Annotated in this window: 16 protein-coding genes; 8 read left to right on the forward strand and 8 right to left on the reverse strand. The window is 65.2% G+C overall.

Annotated features, from left to right (window positions below):
• Nucleotides 1–805 precede the first annotated feature (805 nt).
• The gene (locus tag AAC014_RS13450; RefSeq protein WP_339709298.1) at nt 806–1,270 is read right to left on the reverse strand and encodes an Lrp/AsnC family transcriptional regulator; all 465 of its coding nucleotides are present in this window, start codon (nt 1,268–1,270) and stop codon (nt 806–808) included.
• Between the two features lie 130 nt (nt 1,271–1,400).
• Here AAC014_RS13450 and AAC014_RS13455 point away from each other — a divergent pair, with 130 nt between their 5' ends.
• Entirely contained in the window at nt 1,401–3,728 is a 2,328-nt protein-coding gene (locus AAC014_RS13455; RefSeq protein WP_339709779.1) for a transketolase, read from the forward strand.
• Here the strand turns inward: AAC014_RS13455 and AAC014_RS13460 are convergent.
• The 5 genes from AAC014_RS13460 to AAC014_RS13480 form a co-directional block, all read right to left on the reverse strand.
• Nucleotides 3,725–5,788: a phospholipase C, phosphocholine-specific gene (locus tag AAC014_RS13460; protein WP_339709300.1), complete on the reverse strand. Its 2,064-nt coding sequence runs from the start codon at nt 5,786–5,788 to the stop codon at nt 3,725–3,727. The two genes, AAC014_RS13455 and AAC014_RS13460, sit on opposite strands and share 4 nt — an antisense overlap.
• A 22-nt stretch (nt 5,789–5,810) precedes the next feature.
• Nucleotides 5,811–6,803, reverse strand: a complete 993-nt coding sequence (gene phnE, locus AAC014_RS13465; protein WP_339709302.1) for a phosphonate ABC transporter, permease protein PhnE — start codon at nt 6,801–6,803, stop codon at nt 5,811–5,813.
• Nucleotides 6,800–7,579 carry a phosphonate ABC transporter ATP-binding protein gene (locus AAC014_RS13470; protein WP_339709304.1) on the reverse strand — a complete coding sequence of 260 codons (780 nt, stop codon included), beginning with the start codon at nt 7,577–7,579 and terminating at the stop codon, nt 6,800–6,802. The genes phnE and AAC014_RS13470 overlap by 4 nt, the downstream gene beginning before the upstream one ends.
• Nucleotides 7,580–7,581: 2 nt before the next feature.
• Nucleotides 7,582–8,493 carry a phosphate/phosphite/phosphonate ABC transporter substrate-binding protein gene (locus AAC014_RS13475; RefSeq protein ID WP_339709306.1) on the reverse strand — a complete coding sequence of 304 codons (912 nt, stop codon included), beginning with the start codon at nt 8,491–8,493 and terminating at the stop codon, nt 7,582–7,584.
• A 107-nt stretch (nt 8,494–8,600) separates the two neighbouring features.
• Nucleotides 8,601–10,760 (reverse strand): TonB-dependent receptor, encoded by a 2,160-nt coding sequence (locus AAC014_RS13480; RefSeq protein WP_339709308.1) that lies wholly within the window; start codon nt 10,758–10,760, stop codon nt 8,601–8,603.
• Between the two features lie 286 nt (nt 10,761–11,046).
• Between AAC014_RS13480 and AAC014_RS13485 the strand changes: the two genes are divergently transcribed.
• Nucleotides 11,047–11,922 carry a MurR/RpiR family transcriptional regulator gene (locus AAC014_RS13485; protein WP_339709310.1) on the forward strand — a complete coding sequence of 292 codons (876 nt, stop codon included), beginning with the start codon at nt 11,047–11,049 and terminating at the stop codon, nt 11,920–11,922.
• Here AAC014_RS13485 and AAC014_RS13490 read toward each other — a convergent pair.
• Nucleotides 11,909–12,694, reverse strand: coding sequence for an HAD family hydrolase (locus AAC014_RS13490; RefSeq protein ID WP_339709312.1), 786 nt, complete (start codon nt 12,692–12,694; stop codon nt 11,909–11,911). The genes AAC014_RS13485 and AAC014_RS13490 overlap by 14 nt on opposite strands.
• Nucleotides 12,695–12,763: 69 nt before the next feature.
• Nucleotides 12,764–13,450 carry a TetR/AcrR family transcriptional regulator gene (locus AAC014_RS13495; RefSeq protein ID WP_339709314.1) on the reverse strand — a complete coding sequence of 229 codons (687 nt, stop codon included), beginning with the start codon at nt 13,448–13,450 and terminating at the stop codon, nt 12,764–12,766.
• Nucleotides 13,451–13,605: 155 nt separating this feature from the next.
• Here AAC014_RS13495 and AAC014_RS13500 point away from each other — a divergent pair, with 155 nt between their 5' ends.
• From AAC014_RS13500 to AAC014_RS13525, 6 genes are read left to right on the forward strand one after another with little or no spacing between them, the layout of a single operon-like run.
• Nucleotides 13,606–14,772, forward strand: coding sequence for an amine dehydrogenase large subunit (locus tag AAC014_RS13500; RefSeq protein ID WP_339709316.1), 1,167 nt, complete (start codon nt 13,606–13,608; stop codon nt 14,770–14,772).
• Complete coding sequence (locus AAC014_RS13505; RefSeq protein WP_339709317.1) at nt 14,769–15,269, forward strand: MauE/DoxX family redox-associated membrane protein; 501 nt, start codon at nt 14,769–14,771, stop codon at nt 15,267–15,269. Before AAC014_RS13500 ends, AAC014_RS13505 begins: the two co-directional genes overlap by 4 nt.
• Nucleotides 15,266–15,850: a redoxin family protein gene (locus AAC014_RS13510; protein ID WP_339709318.1), complete on the forward strand. Its 585-nt coding sequence runs from the start codon at nt 15,266–15,268 to the stop codon at nt 15,848–15,850. Before AAC014_RS13505 ends, AAC014_RS13510 begins: the two co-directional genes overlap by 4 nt.
• Before the next feature lie 12 nt (nt 15,851–15,862).
• Entirely contained in the window at nt 15,863–16,420 is a 558-nt protein-coding gene (locus tag AAC014_RS13515) for a methylamine dehydrogenase light chain (RefSeq protein WP_339709319.1), read from the forward strand.
• A complete protein-coding gene (locus AAC014_RS13520) occupies nt 16,417–16,866 on the forward strand; it encodes a cytochrome c (RefSeq protein WP_339709321.1) in 450 nt (149 codons plus the stop codon). Before AAC014_RS13515 ends, AAC014_RS13520 begins: the two co-directional genes overlap by 4 nt.
• The gene (locus tag AAC014_RS13525; RefSeq protein ID WP_339709323.1) at nt 16,866–17,333 is read left to right on the forward strand and encodes a cytochrome C; all 468 of its coding nucleotides are present in this window, start codon (nt 16,866–16,868) and stop codon (nt 17,331–17,333) included. Before AAC014_RS13520 ends, AAC014_RS13525 begins: the two co-directional genes overlap by 1 nt.
• Nucleotides 17,334–17,359: the final 26 nt, after the last annotated feature.

The following is a 17,359-nucleotide window of genomic DNA, read 5'->3' on the forward strand; positions in this document are numbered from 1 at the left end:
CCTCAACCTCGCCGCCGTCCGCCTATGGCTGAAGTCTTTTGTCAACGCGGCCTAGCTTTCGGCGAGCTTCGGTATATGCGTTTCGAAAATCAACTAAACTCATGTCGGGCCTCCATACGGAAGAGTCCTCCACGCTTTGAATTTCGAGGGCGTGATAACCGTAAGAAACGACGTTGATTAGGCCGCGAGCTTTTCCCGACGACAAATCCTTGAACAGTTCAGGCCAATGCCGATCGACACGCGATTCCTGCCCAGGGGCAACTCGAAGCTCCCCTGGAATGTCACCTGACAGGGGCACAATCTCCGTCCAAAGAGACTCTTCATAAGCGCCATAGGCGCTGTCAGGTGCGGCCCCTGCGATAATCCTCGCTGCGGTGCTCTTGCCAACACCTCCGCTACCAAAAATAGGAATCCTCACGTAACCCTTAGTCATGCGGTGATAGCTTCGTTTCACGAGGCGCATTATACTTGGCGAGGATTTTGCAATCGCTCCCAAAGCGCCAAGAGCCTTTCCCCCGACGATAACCGTCTCGCTTATAGTCACTAAGCCCCCCTCAGACTGTGAAATCACGACATAGCGTAGGGAAATGCATCTGTCATGGTGAGGAGGCAGGCCCTGTCAGGAAAATGCTCCCAATGCTGAGTGGCTCAGTCCGCGAAGCTGAAGTTTAAACCTGTGATCGTAAATTTCCAATTGCGGTCCACTTTAGCCGCACAAGTTCATCATCCGGAAATTTCTCTATTAGGACACTGTAGATTGAGCCAGAAGCTTCTAAGAAGATGGCGTCTCTCACACTTATCCCCCTCAAACCGGCACCGCCGTCTTGTAGACGATCGGCCGTAGCGCGAAGCTCGTCGTCACCTGCGCCACCCCCTCGATGCGGGTGAGCCGTCGCAGCACATCCTCGAAATCGGCGAGTGAGGGGACGAGGACGCGGAGCTGGTAGTCGGCTTCGCCGGTCATCAGGTAACATTCCATCACCTCCGGGAAGGCGGCGACGGCGGTTTCGAAGATGTCGAGGTGCTTTTCGTCCTGCTGATTGAGCCGCACGCGCACGAAGGCGCTGATCGTGAGGCCGACCTGATCGGGGCTGACCAGCGCGACATAGCCGGTGATGATGCCCGCCGCCTCCAGCTGGCGCACGCGGCGCAGGCACGGGCTCGGCGACAGGCCGACCTTCTCCGAAAGCTCCTGATTGGTGATGCGCCCGTCTTCCTGAAGGCATTCGAGGATTTTGACATCAAGCGCGTCGAGCGGTTGGATTGGCATGAAATTGCTTCCTGTCGGTTTCCGGCAATCGTTTCTGCCAAAACGCGCCACCTGTCGAGCCCATTTCGCAAGGACCGCGCGCGCCTACGCGTAATATATGGACGGCTGGCACAGTGCGCGGAGCGACAAGATGACAGTGACGGTTTCCAGCCCCGATACGGTGAGCACGCTCGAAGACCTGGAGACGCGGCTGCGCTGGCTGGCGGCGTGGACGATCCACAACGCGAACCACATCCGCGAGAACGTGGACGGCATCAAGGTGGGCGGGCATCAGGCGAGCTGCGCTTCGATGAGCGCGATCATGGCGGCGCTGTATTTCCACGCGCTGGGGCCGAACGACCGCGTGGCGGTGAAGCCGCACGCCGGGCCGCTGCTCCACGCGATCCACTACATGCTGGGGAACGAGAGCCTGGACAGGCTGAAGGCGTTTCGCGGGCTGGGCGGCGTGCAATCCTACCCTTCGCGCACCAAGGACGTGATCCCGGTGGATTTCTCGACCGGATCGGTGGGGCTCGGCGTCGCGATCACGGCGTTCGCGAGCCTTGTGCAGGACTATATGGTCGCGCACGGGCTGATGGCGGAGGCGGACACGGGCCGCATGATCGCGCTGATGGGCGACGCGGAACTCGACGAGGGCAATATCTATGAATGCCTGATCGAGGCGTACAAGCACGACATCCGCAACTGCTGGTGGATCGTGGATTATAACCGGCAGTCGCTGGACGCGACGACGGCCGACCGGATGTTCCGCCGCTTCGACGACATCTTCGAAACCTGCGGCTGGCGCGTGGTGACGCTGAAGCACGGGCGGCACCAGCGCGCGGCATTCAAGGAGCCGGGCGGGCAGGCGCTCGCGGACTGGATCGACAATTGCCCGAACGCCGAATATGCGGCGCTCACCTACCAGGGCGGGGCGGCGTGGCGCGCGCGGCTGGAGGCGGACATCGGCAGCGTGCGCGGCGTGAAGGCGCTGCTCGGCAAGCGCGACGATGCGGCGCTCGCGGAGTTGATGACGAACCTCGGCGGGCATTGCCTTGAAACGCTGAAAGACGCGTTCGACGGGGCGAAGGACGACCGGCCGACGATTTTCATCGCCTATACGATCAAGGGCTATGGCCTGCCGCTCGCCGGGCACAAGGACAATCATTCCGGGCTGATGACGCCGGCGCAGATCGCGGAGCTGCGCGGGCGGCTCGGCATCGCCGAGGGCGAGGAATGGGAGCCTTGGGCGGGGCTTGGCGGCAACGCTGCGGCGGCGGCGAAGGCGATGCTGGAGGCCGCGCCGATCCGCCAGCAGAAGGACGCGCGGCCGATCGATTCCGTGCCCGTGCCGACGCTGGACGCGCCGCGCGAGGCGGAGCAATCGACGCAGGCAGCGTTCGGGAAGATACTCTTCGAGCTGGCCAAATCGGGCCATCCGCTCGCCGCGCGGATCGTGACGACGTCGCCCGACGTGACGGTCTCCACGAACCTCGGCGGCTGGGTGAACCAGCGCGGGCTGTTCCGGCGGCAGGATCTTGCCGACGTGTTCCAGAAGGCGAAGATTCCTTCGGCGCAGAAATGGTCCGGCGCGCCTGCGGGGCAGCACATCGAACTCGGCATCGCGGAGAACAATCTGTTCCTCGTGCTCGGCGCGCTGGGGCTTGCGGGCGACCTGTTCGGTGAGCAATTGATGCCGGTGGGGACGGTGTATGATCCCTTCATCGCGCGCGGGCTCGATGCGCTGAACTACGCCTGCTATCAGGACGCGCGCTTCATGCTGGTGGCGACGCCTTCGGGCGTGACGCTGGGGCCGGAAGGCGGCGCGCACCAATCGATCAACCCGCCGCTGATCGCGATGGGGCAGCCGGGGCTGACGCACTACGAGCCTGCATTTGCCGACGAACTCGCGCTGATGATGGAACACGGTTTCCGCCACATGCAGGCAGCGGACGGCGGATCGATCTATTTCCGCCTGACCACGCGCACCATCCTGCAGGCGCGGCGCGAGGACGATGCGTGGCAGGCGGATGCGCTGAAGGGCGCATACTGGCTGCGGCAATCGGCGGAAGGCAGCGAGGCTGCGGTCGTGGCGATGGGCGCGGTGATGCCCGATGCGATCGCGGCGTGGGAGCTGCTGGAGGCGGACCTGCCGGGGCTTGGGCTGCTCGCGGTCACTTCGCCGACGCTGCTGCACCGCGACTGGAGCGCGGCGCGCGCGGCGCGCTGGCAGGGGCGCGCGAAAGAGACGTCGCACATCGAAACGCTGCTCGGCACGCTGGCGCCGAACGCGGGTCTGGTGACGGTACTCGACGGGTCTCCGGCGGCGCTGTCGTGGATCGGCGGGGTGCAGGGCCACCGCGTCAGCCCGCTCGGCGTCGACCGCTTCGGGCAGACCGGCAACCTTGCGGACACGTATCGCATCCACCGCCTGAACGCGGATGCGATCGTGGAGGCAGCGGCGGAGCTGTTCCTCTAGGCCGGATCGCTGATGCTGTGACGGCCGGTTTCAATGCGGCCCGCGAAGCGCTGCTCGAAGCCGGGGGCGGTGACGGTGAGGTCGTACCAGCCGTGCGAATCCTTCGCGGACCAGACGTGGGCGGCTTTCAGCGGCTGCGAGATGGCGCCGTAATGCTCGCTGCGCAACGTGGCTTCGCCGCGTGATGTGAGTTTCAGCGCCGGGCCTTTGCGGTCGTAGCGTGCCGTCACGATGGGCGGCGCGGCGTTTTGCGCGAGCGAGCCTTTGATTGCGCGCACGAAGCCGTTCGGGCCGATCAGCCAGAGGTCGAACGCGCCGTCCGCTTCCACCGCCCAGTCGTCGGAAAGGCGCTTGCCGGCTTCCACGGTGTAGCGGCGCGGGATGCGGTCGAGGTTCCGCTTGTCGTAGACGTGGAACACCGCGCCCGCCGTGCCGGTGTTCGCGAAATCGACCGTGACGGCGCGGCGCTTCGCATCGACGCGCATGTCGGCGTGGAGCTCGTAGGGCAGCGCGCGCGAGGGGCGGGTGCCCGCCTCCTGCCAGAGCGGCTGCGGGGTTTCCGGCGGCATGATCTTCGGGCGCTGCATGTGCGCAAGGACGACGCTCGAGGCGCCCGTCACCGGCGGCAGCGGCGGGAAGCTTGGGTCCGACGGCGCGGCGAAATCGAACGCGGAGGTGAGATCGCCGCTCACCGCGCGGTGCCACGGGCTGATCGCGGGGATCGTGATGTCGAAACGCTTTTCGAGGAACTGGCCGATCGAGGTGTGGTCCATCACTTCGGACGTGACCCAGCCGCCGCGGCTCCACGGCGAGACGACGTACATCGGCACGCGCGGCCCCATCGCCCACGGGCGGACCTTGCCGCTGATGTCGTCGGTGGGGTCGGTGTATTTGCCGGCGGTGTCGTTGAAATAATGTCCTGCGATCGGCATCGTCGTCTTGCCGCAGAGATTCCCCTCCACATCGTAGGACGGCGGCGCCGCGGGGGGGACGTGATCGAACTGGCCGTCGTTCTCGTCGAAGGTGAGGAAGAAGGCAGTCTTCGCCCAGACTTCGGGATTCGATGTCAGCGCATCGAGGACCATCGCGGTGAATTCAGCGCCCTGCAGCGGCGTCGAGGCGCTCGGGTGCTCGGACCATTCCTTGGGTGGCAGCACCCACGAGACGGCGGGGAGCGTGCCGTTCTTCACATCGTCCGCGAGCTGGAGCAGCGTGTATTCGCTCATGCCGCGCTTGTAGAGTTCGGACCCCGGCTTCGCCTCGCGGAAGCTCTGCGAGCCGAGGCAGCCGTGCATCGCGCCCGTCCAGTTGTCGTTCGGATCCTGATAGATGCGCCAATCGATGCCCGCATCTTGCAATACGTCGGGGATTGTCGGCCAGGTGAGCGCATTGCCCTGATAGGTGTAGCCCGGCGACGGGAGCGCGCCCTTCACCCAGCAGCGGAGATTGTTCGGCTCCGAATTCACATCGGTGCAATTCTCGCCCTTCGCGACCGCTTGCGGATCGAAGCTGGAGCCGGTCCAGAACACGATGCGGTTGGGATCGGTGCCTGATGTCACCGAGCAGTGATAGGCGTCGCAGATCGTGAAATTCTCGGCGAGCGCGAACTGGAAGGGAATGTCCTCGCGCCGGTAATAGCCCATCGAATAGGGGTTCTTGTAGCGCGGCCATTCGCCGAAGCGGCCCTGGCTCCACGCGGCCTGCGCGTCAGAAAAGCTGTGCGGCGTGCCGGGCACCTTCAGCGCATCGGTGGTCTTCGTGTCGAGATGGTAGGGCGGAAGCTCGCGCTTGCCGTCCGATTGCTGCCAGACGGTGCGGTCGCCGCGCATCGGGATCGGGTGACGATCGCCGAAGCCGCGTACGCCGCGCATCGTGCCGAAATAATGATCGAAGGAGCGATTCTCCTGCATCAGGATGACGATGTGCTGCACGTCCTTGATCGTGCCCGTGACGCGCGCGGGGGCGATCGCCATGGCGCGCGCGATGCTGGCCGGAAGCGCGGAGAGCGCGGCGCCGGCTGCGGCGGTGCGGAGGAAATTGCGGCGGCTGGTGTCGGTCATCGTGCGCCTTTCATTTGAGGGGTCAGAGCGCCGCGCGGCGCAGGTGCGCGGCCGCCCGGTCGAGGAGGAAAACCACGAGGAAAATAACGACGAGGATCGTGCCGACATGGCCGTAGTCGTACATGTCGTAGCGGCCTTTCAGTTCCTGCCCGATGCCGCCCGCGCCGACGATGCCGATGACGGTCGCCATGCGCATGTTGCGGTCGAGGACATAAAGCGCGGCGGCGATGAAGCGCGGCATCGCCTGCGGCAACACCGCCCAGCGAAGCTGCGCGAGCATGGTGGCGCCGCCGGCCGCGAGCGCTTCCTGCGGGCGCGGGTCCAGCCCCTCCATGTCTTCGCCGTAGACCTTGCCGAGATAGCCCGCGCCGTAGAAGGCGAGCGCGAGAATGCCCGCGATCGGCCCGAAGCCATAGGCGATGACGAGGAACAGCGCGCTGATCATCTCGGGGATCGAGCGCAGCAGGCTGATCGCCGCGCCCGCGACGCCGCGCAGCGCGGGCGAATGCGTGATGTTACGCGCTGCGCCGAGCGCGAGCGGAAAGCCGACGAGGATCGCGATCACCGTGCCCCACAGTGCGATCTCGAGCGTTTCCAGCATCTTCGCGGCAACGTGGACGAGATAGCCCACAGGCTCGACGAGAACCGTGGTGCGTTCGGTGTGCGGCTCCATCTCAAGCGTATCGGGATTGAGCGCCTGCGTCGTGGTTTCCGCAGTTTCGATGCGTGCGAAGGGGGGCAGATGCCGGGGATCGAAATTCTCGATCCGGCTCACTTCGGTGCGCGTGGAGATTTGCAGTGGAAACAGCTTACCCGCGACCGCGCCGAAACCGTCGGCGACTTCCGATTCCGGCACGATGCCGACCGCGGCAAGCGCGGCCTCGCCGGTCATCGAAATCATGCGTCCCATTTCGACGCGCTGGCCGGTGATCCAGAGCAATGCGAACGCCATGATGACGATGGCGACCGTGCGGGTTCCGAACGGGGCCGGATAATTCCAGGCAGCGGTGTTCATGCCGCGAGCCCTCCGCTGGCGATGGGGACCGGCCCCGCCTCTCCGTAGATTGCGCGGATCGCGTTGCGGTCGAGTTCGGCGGGGGTGCCGTCGAAGACCAGCCGCCCGTGGCGCAGAGCGACGACGCGGTCCGCGAAGGTGCGCGCGAGTTCGATCTGGTGGAGACTGCACAGCACGGTCGCGCCGCGCACACGCGCCTGATCGCGGATGAGCGCGAGAATATCGCTGCTGATACGCGGATCGAGGCTGGCGACGGGTTCGTCCGCAAGCACGATGGCGGGGTCCAGCATGAACGCGCGCGCGATGCCGACGCGTTGCTGCTGCCCGCCCGAAAGACTGTCCGCCCGGCGGCTCATGTGCGCGGGGTCGAGGCCGACGGAAGCCGCGAGCATACACGCCTTCGTCTTCAGCGCGTCCGGGAAGAGACCGGCGAGTACGCGCGCCGTGCCGAGCGCGGGGAGCGCGCCAGTCATGATGTTCGCCGCGACGCTGAGGCGGCCGACGAGATTGAAGCTCTGATGGATCATGCCGATGCGGCGACGGATGGGCTTCATCGTGCGCGGCGTGAGATCGCGGCCTTCGATGATGACGCGGCCCTCGGTCGGCTCGGCGAGGCGGTTCGCCATGCGCAGCAGCGTCGACTTGCCCGCGCCCGATGGGCCGAGCAGCACGCAGAACTGGCCGCGGGGAACATCGAGCGAGACATCATCGAGCGCGCGCGTGCCGTCCGGGTAGCGCTTGCCGATCTTGCGGAAGCTGATCGCGGGCGCGTCCATTCTCAGCGGTTCGCCGATTTGGTGAGGATACGACTTTTGAGATCATCGTTGACGAGCGCCATGCGCGATGCGGCGACGTTGAACTTCGATGCCGGGAATTTCACGTCGTAGCCGTCAATGCGTTTGCCGCCGTAGCCGCGGATCATCTCGGGTGTCATGCCGGGGGCGTGCGCGATGTCGGCGAAGGCGGCGCGGAGTTTCGCCTGCAGCTTCGGCGCCAGGCGGCTGTTCACAGCGATCGGCGGGTAGGGGATGGGGCTGCTCTTCGCGATCACCTTGAACTTCTTCGGATCGACCGCGCCCTGCCGCACCGCCTTCTCGTAGGAATCGAACGAGAGCGCAGCGGCATCGACCCGGCCCTGCACCAGCGCGGCAAGGCTGTTCACGTGGCTGCCCGCCATGCGGATCTCGCCGAGATCGCGAACGGGATCGAGGCCCGCCTCGATGACCATCGCCATCGGGAACACGAAGGACGAGGCGGAATTCACGTCGCCGAATGCGACGCGCTTGCCGCGCAGATCCTTCACGCTTTTGAAGGGGGCATCCTTGCGCGCGAAGAAACCGGCGTAATAGACGGACTGGCCGTTTTCGACACCGACCGCGAGCAGCTTCGCGCAGCCGCGCTTCTGCGCCTGTAGGTAAGTGACCGGCCCCATGAAGGCGACATCGGCGCGGCCGCCGCACATCGCCTCCACAACGGCGCCGTAGCTTTGCGCGACCTTGAGATCGAATTTGATGCCCGTGCTGCGCGATATGGCGTTGAATACCGGCTGATAGTCCGCGATCGTGCCGCTTTCGGTGCCGCCGTCGGCGGGAATGAGCACGACCGTGAGGGGCTTTGCCGCGGTTTGCGCAAGCGCGGGCGATGCGATGCCGACCAGTGTCGCCAATGCTGCCGTCAGCCAGTGTCTCATCCGAGTCTCCATCGGTGTGTTGAAAACGGAGTCCCTAGAATTCGCGTGTGACAGGTGCGTGATGCGGGCTCATCTCGCTGACCCGGGAAATGAGCCCGCATCCTCCCTCAGAACTTCGTGCTGTAGGAGACGTAGACGCTGCGCGGTTTGCCCTCGAACGGGTAGCCGTAGTAGTATTCGGGGCTGCTCGTCGTGATCTCGCCGCGGACGAAGGCTTCGCTGAAGCGCATGTTGCCGAAGCCGTAACGCTCCGCATAATATTTATCGAAGACGTTGACGACGCGGACCGTGAAGCGGTGGTCGCGCTCCTCGCCGAGCCACACGCCGAGCGAGGCGTTCATCACGAAGTAGTTGCCGAAGTTGTGGCGGAGCGAGCCGCCGACGCCGCCGGTCGCGAATTCCGGCCCCTGATAGCGCGGATAGAGCGTGACGTGGAAACGCTGGCCCGGGCTGTGCCAGGCGACGGTGCCCTGGATCATGTATTCGGGCGTTTCGTTGATCTGCAGCTTCGAGCCATCGAGACGCGCCTGCTGCTTTGTGTAGCTGACGTTCGCAGACCAGCTCTCGCCGAGCGCCAGGTTGAGTTCGGCGTTGAGGCCGCGGATCTCGGTGATGCGGTCGTTGTTGAAATAGGTGTTCGGCGTGAGGCCAGAGGTTGTCTGGATGCGGTTGGTGATGTCCGTGGTGAACCAGCCGAGTTCGGCGCTCACCTGAAAATTGCCGAAGGCGTGACTGTAGCCGGCAGCAGCGTTGTAGGTTTCGGTTTCCTCGGTCTTCAGATCCGGGTTGCCGACGAGCGTGGGGCTTTCGTTAAAGAGCTCCGTATTGCGCGGCGTGCTGTAGGACGTGCCGCCGTTCGCACGGATGTAGAAATCGCCGAACGGCTGACGCACGCCGAACTTCCAGATCGTTTTCGAGCTGAAGGCCTTGGCGAAATCGATGCGCGCGGCGAGCGAAATCTTCGTGTCGGGGCTGAACGGGATCGTCGGGCGCAGGTCCGCATAAACGCCGGTGATCGTGGTGGATGCGTCACCGACCGGGAACACCGGATCGGAGTCGTTCTTGTAGGACACGACCTGCACGCCGCCGACGACCTCGACCACGTCCTTCACCGTGAGCGTGTTGCGGAGATTGACGCCGAGTTCTCGGAAGCCGCCGACTTTCGAATTCTTGCCGAAGCCCTTGTTGGGATAAGGGATCGAGCGGCCGGTCGCCTTGCCGAACGCGATCGCTGCGCCCGTTGCCGGATCGATACAGCCCGTGGGCTGGCGGCATATCTCGGCGTAGGTTTCGGTGTTGTTGAGCTTGGGATTGCTCCAGTAGCCCGAAAATTCGGTGTAGAGCGCGTCAGACCACCGGCGATCGAGCGAGAAATCGACGATCGGATAGCGGACACGGTTCGGCGAATAGGTTTCGTTGTCGGGGAACGCATCCTGGAATTCGATCTGCGTGTACTGTGCGCCGACACGGAATTCCGATTTGTCATCGACCTTCCAGAGATACTTGATGCCGATGTTGCTGCGGTTGAGCGGATACTCCTGGATGCCACCCGCTGCCGCGACGTTGTCGACGTAGGAATCGGGATGGAAGATGCGCGGGCCGTCGGTTTGCACGGTGCCGCCGTAGACCATGATGCTGTGGCGGCCTTCGGAGTCGATCGGGAACGAGGCGTTGCCCCAGATTTCGCGCGTGTTGAACGAGCCGTAATTGGCGCCGAGTTCGAATTTCTTGGTGCCGTCCGGGCGCTTGGTGACGAGGCTGATGACGCCGATGCCGCCATTCGAGCCGAAGAACAGGCTGTTGCCGCCGCGGAACACTTCGGCGCGCTCGATCATGTGCGGGTCGATCGTGGTCGATCCCCAAATGTCTTCGAGCGCGGGGCCGCGATCGTAAAGCGGTACGCCGTCGAGAACGACGAGCGTGTCGCGGTCGCCGCCGCCGTCGAGACGGATCGTGTATTCGCCTTCGTCGGGCGAATAGCCGATGTTGGCGCCCTTGATGAGGAACTGCGCGAGTTCGGCGAAGTTGGTGGCGCCGCTCATCGCGATCTGTTCGGAGGTGACGATCTGCACCGAGTTGCCGAATTCGATGACGCCGGCCGCAAGTTCGCTCGGCTGTTCGATCTGACGGCCGGTGACGACGATCATCTCTGCATTGTCGGCGGCGTCGCCCGGATCGGCGGCGGCCATGTCGGCGGCGGCGAGCGCCGGAAGCGCACAGCCGGTGAGGACGAGGCCTAGAAAAGCACGGGTGAGGGTCGGCGTCACGGAAATTTCCCCTTGTTGAAGCGCGTTGACGCGCGCCTGGGCCCGTGATCAGCGAAGGGCTTGCCTTCATCCGATTCGCGAGGCCCCGGCGGCGCTCGCCACGGGCAATAGGGTCCGCTCATGACAGCTTTGTGAAAAATACTCATTTCTGATCTGAATAAAAAATGAGTGACCGTTTTCAGGGGGTTCGCTGCCATGCTTTTCGAAGCGGCTTTGCTTGACCCTGCGCCGCGGCTGAGCTTTCCTCAGTCGCGGGGGCGGAATCGTTGCAGGCGAAGGGTATTCAATGACGCAGGGCGGCACGCGGGATCAGATGCCGGTGGAAAACGCGCTGTCGCGAATCCGGGTGGCGCGGCCGACGATGCCGAAGGGCGCGGCGCGAATCGCCGACTTCGTGCTCGCCGAGCCGGAACGCGTCGTTCGCATGTCGGTGACGGAGCTTTCGGAAGCCACCGCGGCCAGCGAGGGCAGCGTCATCAATTTCTGCCGCAGCCTCGGTCTCACCGGGTTCCAGCACCTGAAGCTGAGCCTTGCGCAGGAGATCGTGCGGCCTGTCCAGTTCATCCATGAGGATCTGGAGAAGGACGACGATCTGGAGACCGTGTGCCGCAAGGTGTTCCATTCGGGCATTCAGGCGCTGCGCGACACGCATTCGGTGCTCGATCCGAAGGCGCTCGGGCAGGCGGTGGCGGCGATGCGCGCGGCGCGGCGGATCGAAATTTACGGCATCGGTTCGTCAGCCCCGATCGCCGAGGACGCGCACTACCGGATGCTGCGAATCGGCCTCGACGCGCGCGCCATGACGGACAGCCACATCCAGGCGATCAGCGCGTCGCGTACCGGACCCGACGTGGCAGTGCTGACGATCTCGCACACGGGCGCGACGCACGAAACGCTCACCGCAACGCGCCTCGCGCACGAGGCGGGCGCCAAGACCGTGGTGATCACCAACTATGCGCGCTCGCCCATCCAGAGCCACGCCGACATCCTGCTCTACACGATGGCGCGCGAGACGCGCTTCCGCACCGAGGCGATGGCGAGCCGAATCGCGCAGCTCTGCGTGATCGACGCGCTGATCGCGGCGCTTGCGCTCGCGGACTACGACCGGGCGACGGATACGCTGCGGAAGACCTTCGACATCTTGTCGATCAAGCGGTTCTGAGGCTTGCCGCCACCGATTCGAGCGTGCGCCCCGCCGCGCCGCCGATGGTGACGCAGGGCATACCCACCGCGCCTGCGCCCGCGACGTCCGTATCGGGATTGTCGCCGATCATCAGGGCGTCTTCGGGCGGGATATCGAGGAGGTCGCAGGCGCGCATGAAGAGGCGCGGCGAGGGCTTGCCGACGAGCTGGTAATCGAGCGGCCGCTTGCCGGTCGCGGCGAGCAGCGCGGCGAGCAGCGCGCCGGTTTCGGGCACGACCTCACCGCCTGGGCCGGGGTGATTGAGATCGGCGTTCGACACGAGCAGCGCCGCGCCGCGCAGGATCGCATTCGCGGCGCGTTCGAGCTGGCGGAAGGTGAAGCGCGTGTCGCGCAGCAGCACCACCACCTCCGGCGCCTCGCGCGCAACGGAAATGCCGAGCGCGCGGGCGGCGGCGCGCAGGCGCGGATCGCCGAGGATCATCGCGCGGCGCCATGAACTTTCAGCGGCGATCCTGATCGTTTCATAGCCCGCGAGCAGGACGCGATCCGTCGGGATCGGGACGCCCGCATCTTCGAGGATGCGGACGATCTGATGCGGCAGATGCGTGCTGTTGTTCGAGACGATGACCACCCGGTCCTGCCAGCAGGACAGCAGCGTCGCTGCGCCGGGCTGGAGGCGATTGCCGATGGCAAGGCAGCCGTCCCAGTCCACGAGCAGGGCGCGCGGGCGTGTTTCGCCGAAAGTGAGGCTGACAGGGGCGCGGCGGACGCCCAGGCTTGCAACTGACACCCGCCGGTCTCCCCGTGGATTCTCGTTTACGCTTACTCAATATAGAGATCGTCAATAAATGAGCAAGTCTCAATCTGAGTCGAGCGGCGCTCCCGACGTCGATACGCGGATGTCGCCCGGTTTCAGCGATTTGACGAGCGGGACGTAGGCGCGGCAGGCGATGGTTTCTAGCCAGCCCATGCGGTGCCGCCATGGCTTGTCATGGCCCGCGAACATCGTGGTGCCCTCGAGCGAGGCGGAAATGAACAGGGCGACCGTTTCGCGCTCGTCTTCGGGCAGTGCCGGATTGAGTTCGGCGATCAGCTCGTTGAGCACGGCGCGGGCGCGGCGATAGACTTCATCGACGCGTTCGGAAACGAATGCGTCGTGATTGGCGAGCGCCCAGATTTCGGGAAAGAAGCGCGTCGTCTTCTTGGTGGTGATGTCCTCCAGGATCAGCCTGATCAGGCTTTCGAAGCGCTCCTCCACGCTGGTGCCTTCGTCGTGGCTGATCGCGTCGAACGCCTCTTCGTAGCTGCTGATGACGGCATCGAAGAGCGCGCGGACGAGCTCGTCGCGCGTCGGGAAATAATAGGTGATGTTGCCGAGCTTCATGTCGCAGGCCTTGGCGATCGCCCGCATCGTCACGGCGCGATAGCCCTGCTCGACAAGGATATTGAGCGCTGCGCGCAGGATCTGCTCCACGCCATCCTGTCCGCGCGCATAACCGCCCTCGCGGGGGACGACCTTCAGATCCGGGACAATGAACTCAGGCAACAGGGGACTCCTTCGACTCTCGCGGGAGCATCTAGCGCGCTGATATTGAACCGACAAATTAGTACGCTTCACAAAAATTGGACAGAAGACCTAAATCATTTTCGCGCTTGAGGGAAGTGCGACTCGTCGAAAGGCGATGCCGAGGGAGGGGAATGATGTCACGACGCGCCGGGCTTCTGGCCGCCACGCTACTGCTTGCCGCGAGCAGTGCACAGGCTCAGCAGGCGTTCCCGCAGCCGCTTCCCGAAGAACCGATTCCGTCGGTCGCGACGCTGCCCGAGCGATATCCCGACAGCTATGTTTTCGTGCACGACCTGCACTTCAAAAGCATCCTCGACGGGCGCGCTGCTGTCGTCGACGTATCGAGCCCGGTTTCGTCGGTGAAAGGGCAGGTTCCGGTCGCCCAGTTCGGCACGTTGCTGCCTTCGACGGCCGGTAGTGAGATTTATACGGGCGAGACTTTCTTCTCGCGTCTGACGCGCGGCGAACGCACCGATGTGATTTCGATCTGGGACAAGGCGACGCTCGCGCACAAGGGCGAGATCGTGCTGCCGGGCGGCAAGCGCGGCCAATTCGTGACGCTGCGGAACGCGATGCAGTTCACGAACGGCGAGAAATGGATGCTCGTCTTCAATTTCACGCCGGGCGCCTCGGTCACGGTCGTCGATCTCGAGGCGCGCAACACCCTGGGCGATATCGAGCTGCCAGGCTGCTCGCTGATGTATCCGACCGGCGCGCGCGGCTTCACGTCGCTCTGCGCGGACGGCACGATGATGACGGTTCTGCTCGACGAGGCGGGCAAGGCGAAATCGACGACGACCTCCAAGGCCGTCAACGACATCGACAATGATCCCTGGTTCATGACGCCCGCGATGGCGGGGCGGACGGCGTGGTTCGTCAGCTTCAAGGGCAAGCTGCGCGGCTTCGATCTTTCGGGCGACAAGCCGCGCGATCTCGGCGGGTTCGCGATGGTGCCGGGCGATGCCGCGAAGGGCTATCGCCCCGGCGGCTGGCAGGTGACGTCCGCCGATGCGGCGGGGCATGTCTACGTGCTGATGGACCCCAGCGGCACGGACGGCAGCCACAAGAACGGCGGCACCGAAGTGTGGGTCGCGGACACGGCGAAGAAGGTCGTGGCGCGCAAGATCGCGATGAAGAACCACACGCTTTCGATCGAGGTGACGGCGGGTGCGAAACCCTACCTCGTCGCCTCGCGGCCCGACGGCAATCTCGACGTCTACGACGCGAACAGCGGCGATTTTCTGCATACGGTCGCAGAGGTCGTGAACGACCCCATGACCATGACGGCGGCGGGCAAATGAGCTTCGCGGGCGACAGCATCGCGCTGTTCCTCGCGCTCGTGCTGCTGTCGGCAGCCGCCCACAAGGCGTTCCAGCCCGAACGCATGGCGGGCGCGGCGGCGCGGCTTGCAGGCACGAACGCGGGCTTCGGCAAGGCACTGGCCGCGACGGCCGGCGCGACGGAATTCCTCGCAGCCATGGCGCTGCTGTTCGCCGCGACGCGGCCAGCAGGCGCTGCCATCGCCGCGGGGCTCTGGCTTGTTTACGCCGTGCTGCTGGTGCGGCGGCGCGGTGAGGCTTTCGATTGTGGTTGCACCTTTGGCGCGCACACCGCTGCTCCCCGGGTCTTTGCTCCGGCGCGCGCCATCCTTTTTGCAGGCCTTGCCGGGGCGGCGGCGCTGCTCCCCGCAGGTGCGGGATCGCCGGAGCCGCTGTTCGCCGCGCTCGCGCTTTTCAGTCTGCAGTCCGCCGCCGGTGAACTGGCGGCCATCCCTAAACCCCATTGGAGGCACGCATGAGCCTGATCGTCGTCTCGCAGGTGCTGCTCTGGATCACGGTTGCCGTGCTCGGCGTGCTCGTCGCGGCGCTCGCGCGGCAGGTGGGCGTGCTTCACGAACGGATCGCGCCTGCGGGCGCGCTGACCCTGCATCAGGGTGTGAAAACGGGCGACGCCGCGCCGGAAATGCACGTGAAGTCCCTAAGCGGTGACGCCGTCGTGATCGGCGGCGCGCGCGGCCGTAGCCAGCTGATCTTCTTCCTGTCGCCCGATTGCCCCATCTGCAAGACGCTGCTGCCGGTGTTCAAATCCGCTGCCGCTGCTGAGCGTGGCTGGCTGGACGCGATCCTCGCCAGCGACGGCGATGAGGCCGCGCACCGGCGCCTGATGATGGCCGAAGGGCTCGCGGGCTTCCCCTATGTCCTCTCCGAAGATCTCGGGCGCCGCTTCGGCGTGTCGAAGCTGCCCTATGCGGTGCTGATCGGCGAAGACGGAAAGATCGCCTCGCTCGGTCTCGTCAATACGCGTGAACATCTCGAAAGCCTGTTCGAAGCCAAGGAGCGCGGCGTCGCCTCGCTCCAGGACTTCCTGGCGAAGCGATAAGGGGAAGCAGCCATGGCCATGGACAAGATCACCGAAGCGCTCACCCGGCGGGTGGCGAAAACGACCTCGCGCCGCAGCCTGCTGACGCTGATCGGCGGCGCGATCACCGGCGCGGCGGCGTTCCCCGTGCTGCCCGTCTCGCGCGCCTATGCCGCGGCGAACCCTGCGCACGGCGGCGCGGGCGGCGGCATCGCCCCTCAGCCGACCGGCAACCCGCAGGACCCCGGCGATCAGGCGAGCTGCGACTACTGGCGCTACTGCGCGATCGACGGGTTCCTGTGTTCATGCTGCGGCGGCACGGCGAGCACCTGCCCGCCAGGCACGGAAATGTCACCGATCACCTGGATCGGCACTTGCCTCAATCCCGCGGACAATCGCTCCTACATCATCAGCTACAACGACTGCTGCGGCAAATCCTCGTGCGGACGGTGCCTTTGCAACCGCAACGAAGGCGACCGGCCGATGGTGCGGCCGCAGGAAAACAACGACATCAACTGGTGCCTCGGCACGTCGAGCGCGATCTACAATTGCTCGACGGCGGTCATCCTCGGCGTGGCGCTGGAGAAATGACGATGCTGCGGATCGCGGCCGCGATGCTGCTGATGGCGCTGCCCGGGGCGGCGCAGGCCGCGGATGGTCCGGCGCTCTACAAGCGCTGCGCGGCGTGCCATCTCGCGACCGGTGCGGGCGTGCCGGGTGCGTTTCCTTCGCTGAAGGTGGAGCCGGCCGCCCTTGCGGCAAAGCCGGACGGGCGGCGGTTCCTGGTGCTGGCAGTGACGCGCGGCCTTTCCGGGCCGCTCGTTGTCGACGGCAAGACCTATCGCGGGGTCATGCCCGCGCAGGCCGCCATGAAGGACGACGAGGTCGCGGCGGTGCTCAACCACGTGCTCGACACGATCGCGGCGGCCGACAAAAAGGTGAAGCGTTTCAGCGCTGACGAAGTGGGCGGCATCCGCAAGGGCGGTGCGGCGCTGACGCCGCGTCAGGTCGCAGAACTGAAAGCCGCGATCAAGTGATGCTGCGCGGCATCCTCGCGCTCGCAGTTCTCGCCGGTGTGACCGGTGCGGGGCTTGCTGCGCAGGGTGATCTCAGCGAAACCGGCGTTTCAAATCCGGCGCTCGCGCGGCAGAACTGGATGCTGAAATGCCAGGGCTGCCACCGCTCTGACGCCACCGGCACGCCCCAGACGACGCCCGCGATGGCGGGGATCGTGGCGAAGTTCCTGCATGTTCCCGGCGGTCGCGAATATCTCGGGCGCGTGCCGGGCGTTGCGACCGCGCCGATCAGCGACGCGGAACTCGCGGACCTTCTGAACTGGACGCTTTACCGCTTCGACGGCGCACACGTTCCGGCGGATTTCAAACCGTATTCGGCAAGCGAGATCGGCAAGCTGCGCAAGGTGCCGCTGCGCACCGATGCGCCTGCGATGCGGGCGGAACTGGTCGAGAAGATCAATGCTCTTGCGGAGGGCGGCGACACATAATTCGGGGAAACAAAAGGGGAAGGTTT

The organism is uncultured Sphingosinicella sp. (genome assembly GCF_963974575.1).
Lineage (GTDB): Bacteria > Pseudomonadota > Alphaproteobacteria > Sphingomonadales > Sphingomonadaceae > Sphingosinicella.

What these genes read in the sequence shown, in the direction of transcription:
- AAC014_RS13515 (WP_339709319.1), top strand. Translation starts at nt 15,863, where the DNA reads ATGGCCATGGACAAGATCACCGAAGCGCTCACCCGGCGGGTGGCGAAA.
- AAC014_RS13485 (WP_339709310.1), top strand. Translation starts at nt 11,047, where the DNA reads ATGACGCAGGGCGGCACGCGGGATCAGATGCCGGTGGAAAACGCGCTG.
- AAC014_RS13505 (WP_339709317.1), top strand. Translation starts at nt 14,769, where the DNA reads ATGAGCTTCGCGGGCGACAGCATCGCGCTGTTCCTCGCGCTCGTGCTG.
- AAC014_RS13525 (WP_339709323.1), top strand. Translation starts at nt 16,866, where the DNA reads ATGCTGCGCGGCATCCTCGCGCTCGCAGTTCTCGCCGGTGTGACCGGT.
- AAC014_RS13500 (WP_339709316.1), top strand. Translation starts at nt 13,606, where the DNA reads ATGTCACGACGCGCCGGGCTTCTGGCCGCCACGCTACTGCTTGCCGCG.
- AAC014_RS13510 (WP_339709318.1), top strand. Translation starts at nt 15,266, where the DNA reads ATGAGCCTGATCGTCGTCTCGCAGGTGCTGCTCTGGATCACGGTTGCC.
- AAC014_RS13520 (WP_339709321.1), top strand. Translation starts at nt 16,417, where the DNA reads ATGACGATGCTGCGGATCGCGGCCGCGATGCTGCTGATGGCGCTGCCC.
- AAC014_RS13455 (WP_339709779.1), top strand. Translation starts at nt 1,401, where the DNA reads ATGACAGTGACGGTTTCCAGCCCCGATACGGTGAGCACGCTCGAAGAC.
- AAC014_RS13450 (WP_339709298.1), bottom strand. Translation starts at nt 1,270, where the DNA reads ATGCCAATCCAACCGCTCGACGCGCTTGATGTCAAAATCCTCGAATGC.
- AAC014_RS13475 (WP_339709306.1), bottom strand. Translation starts at nt 8,493, where the DNA reads ATGAGACACTGGCTGACGGCAGCATTGGCGACACTGGTCGGCATCGCA.
- phnE (WP_339709302.1), bottom strand. Translation starts at nt 6,803, where the DNA reads ATGAACACCGCTGCCTGGAATTATCCGGCCCCGTTCGGAACCCGCACG.
- AAC014_RS13460 (WP_339709300.1), bottom strand. Translation starts at nt 5,788, where the DNA reads ATGACCGACACCAGCCGCCGCAATTTCCTCCGCACCGCCGCAGCCGGC.
- AAC014_RS13470 (WP_339709304.1), bottom strand. Translation starts at nt 7,579, where the DNA reads ATGGACGCGCCCGCGATCAGCTTCCGCAAGATCGGCAAGCGCTACCCG.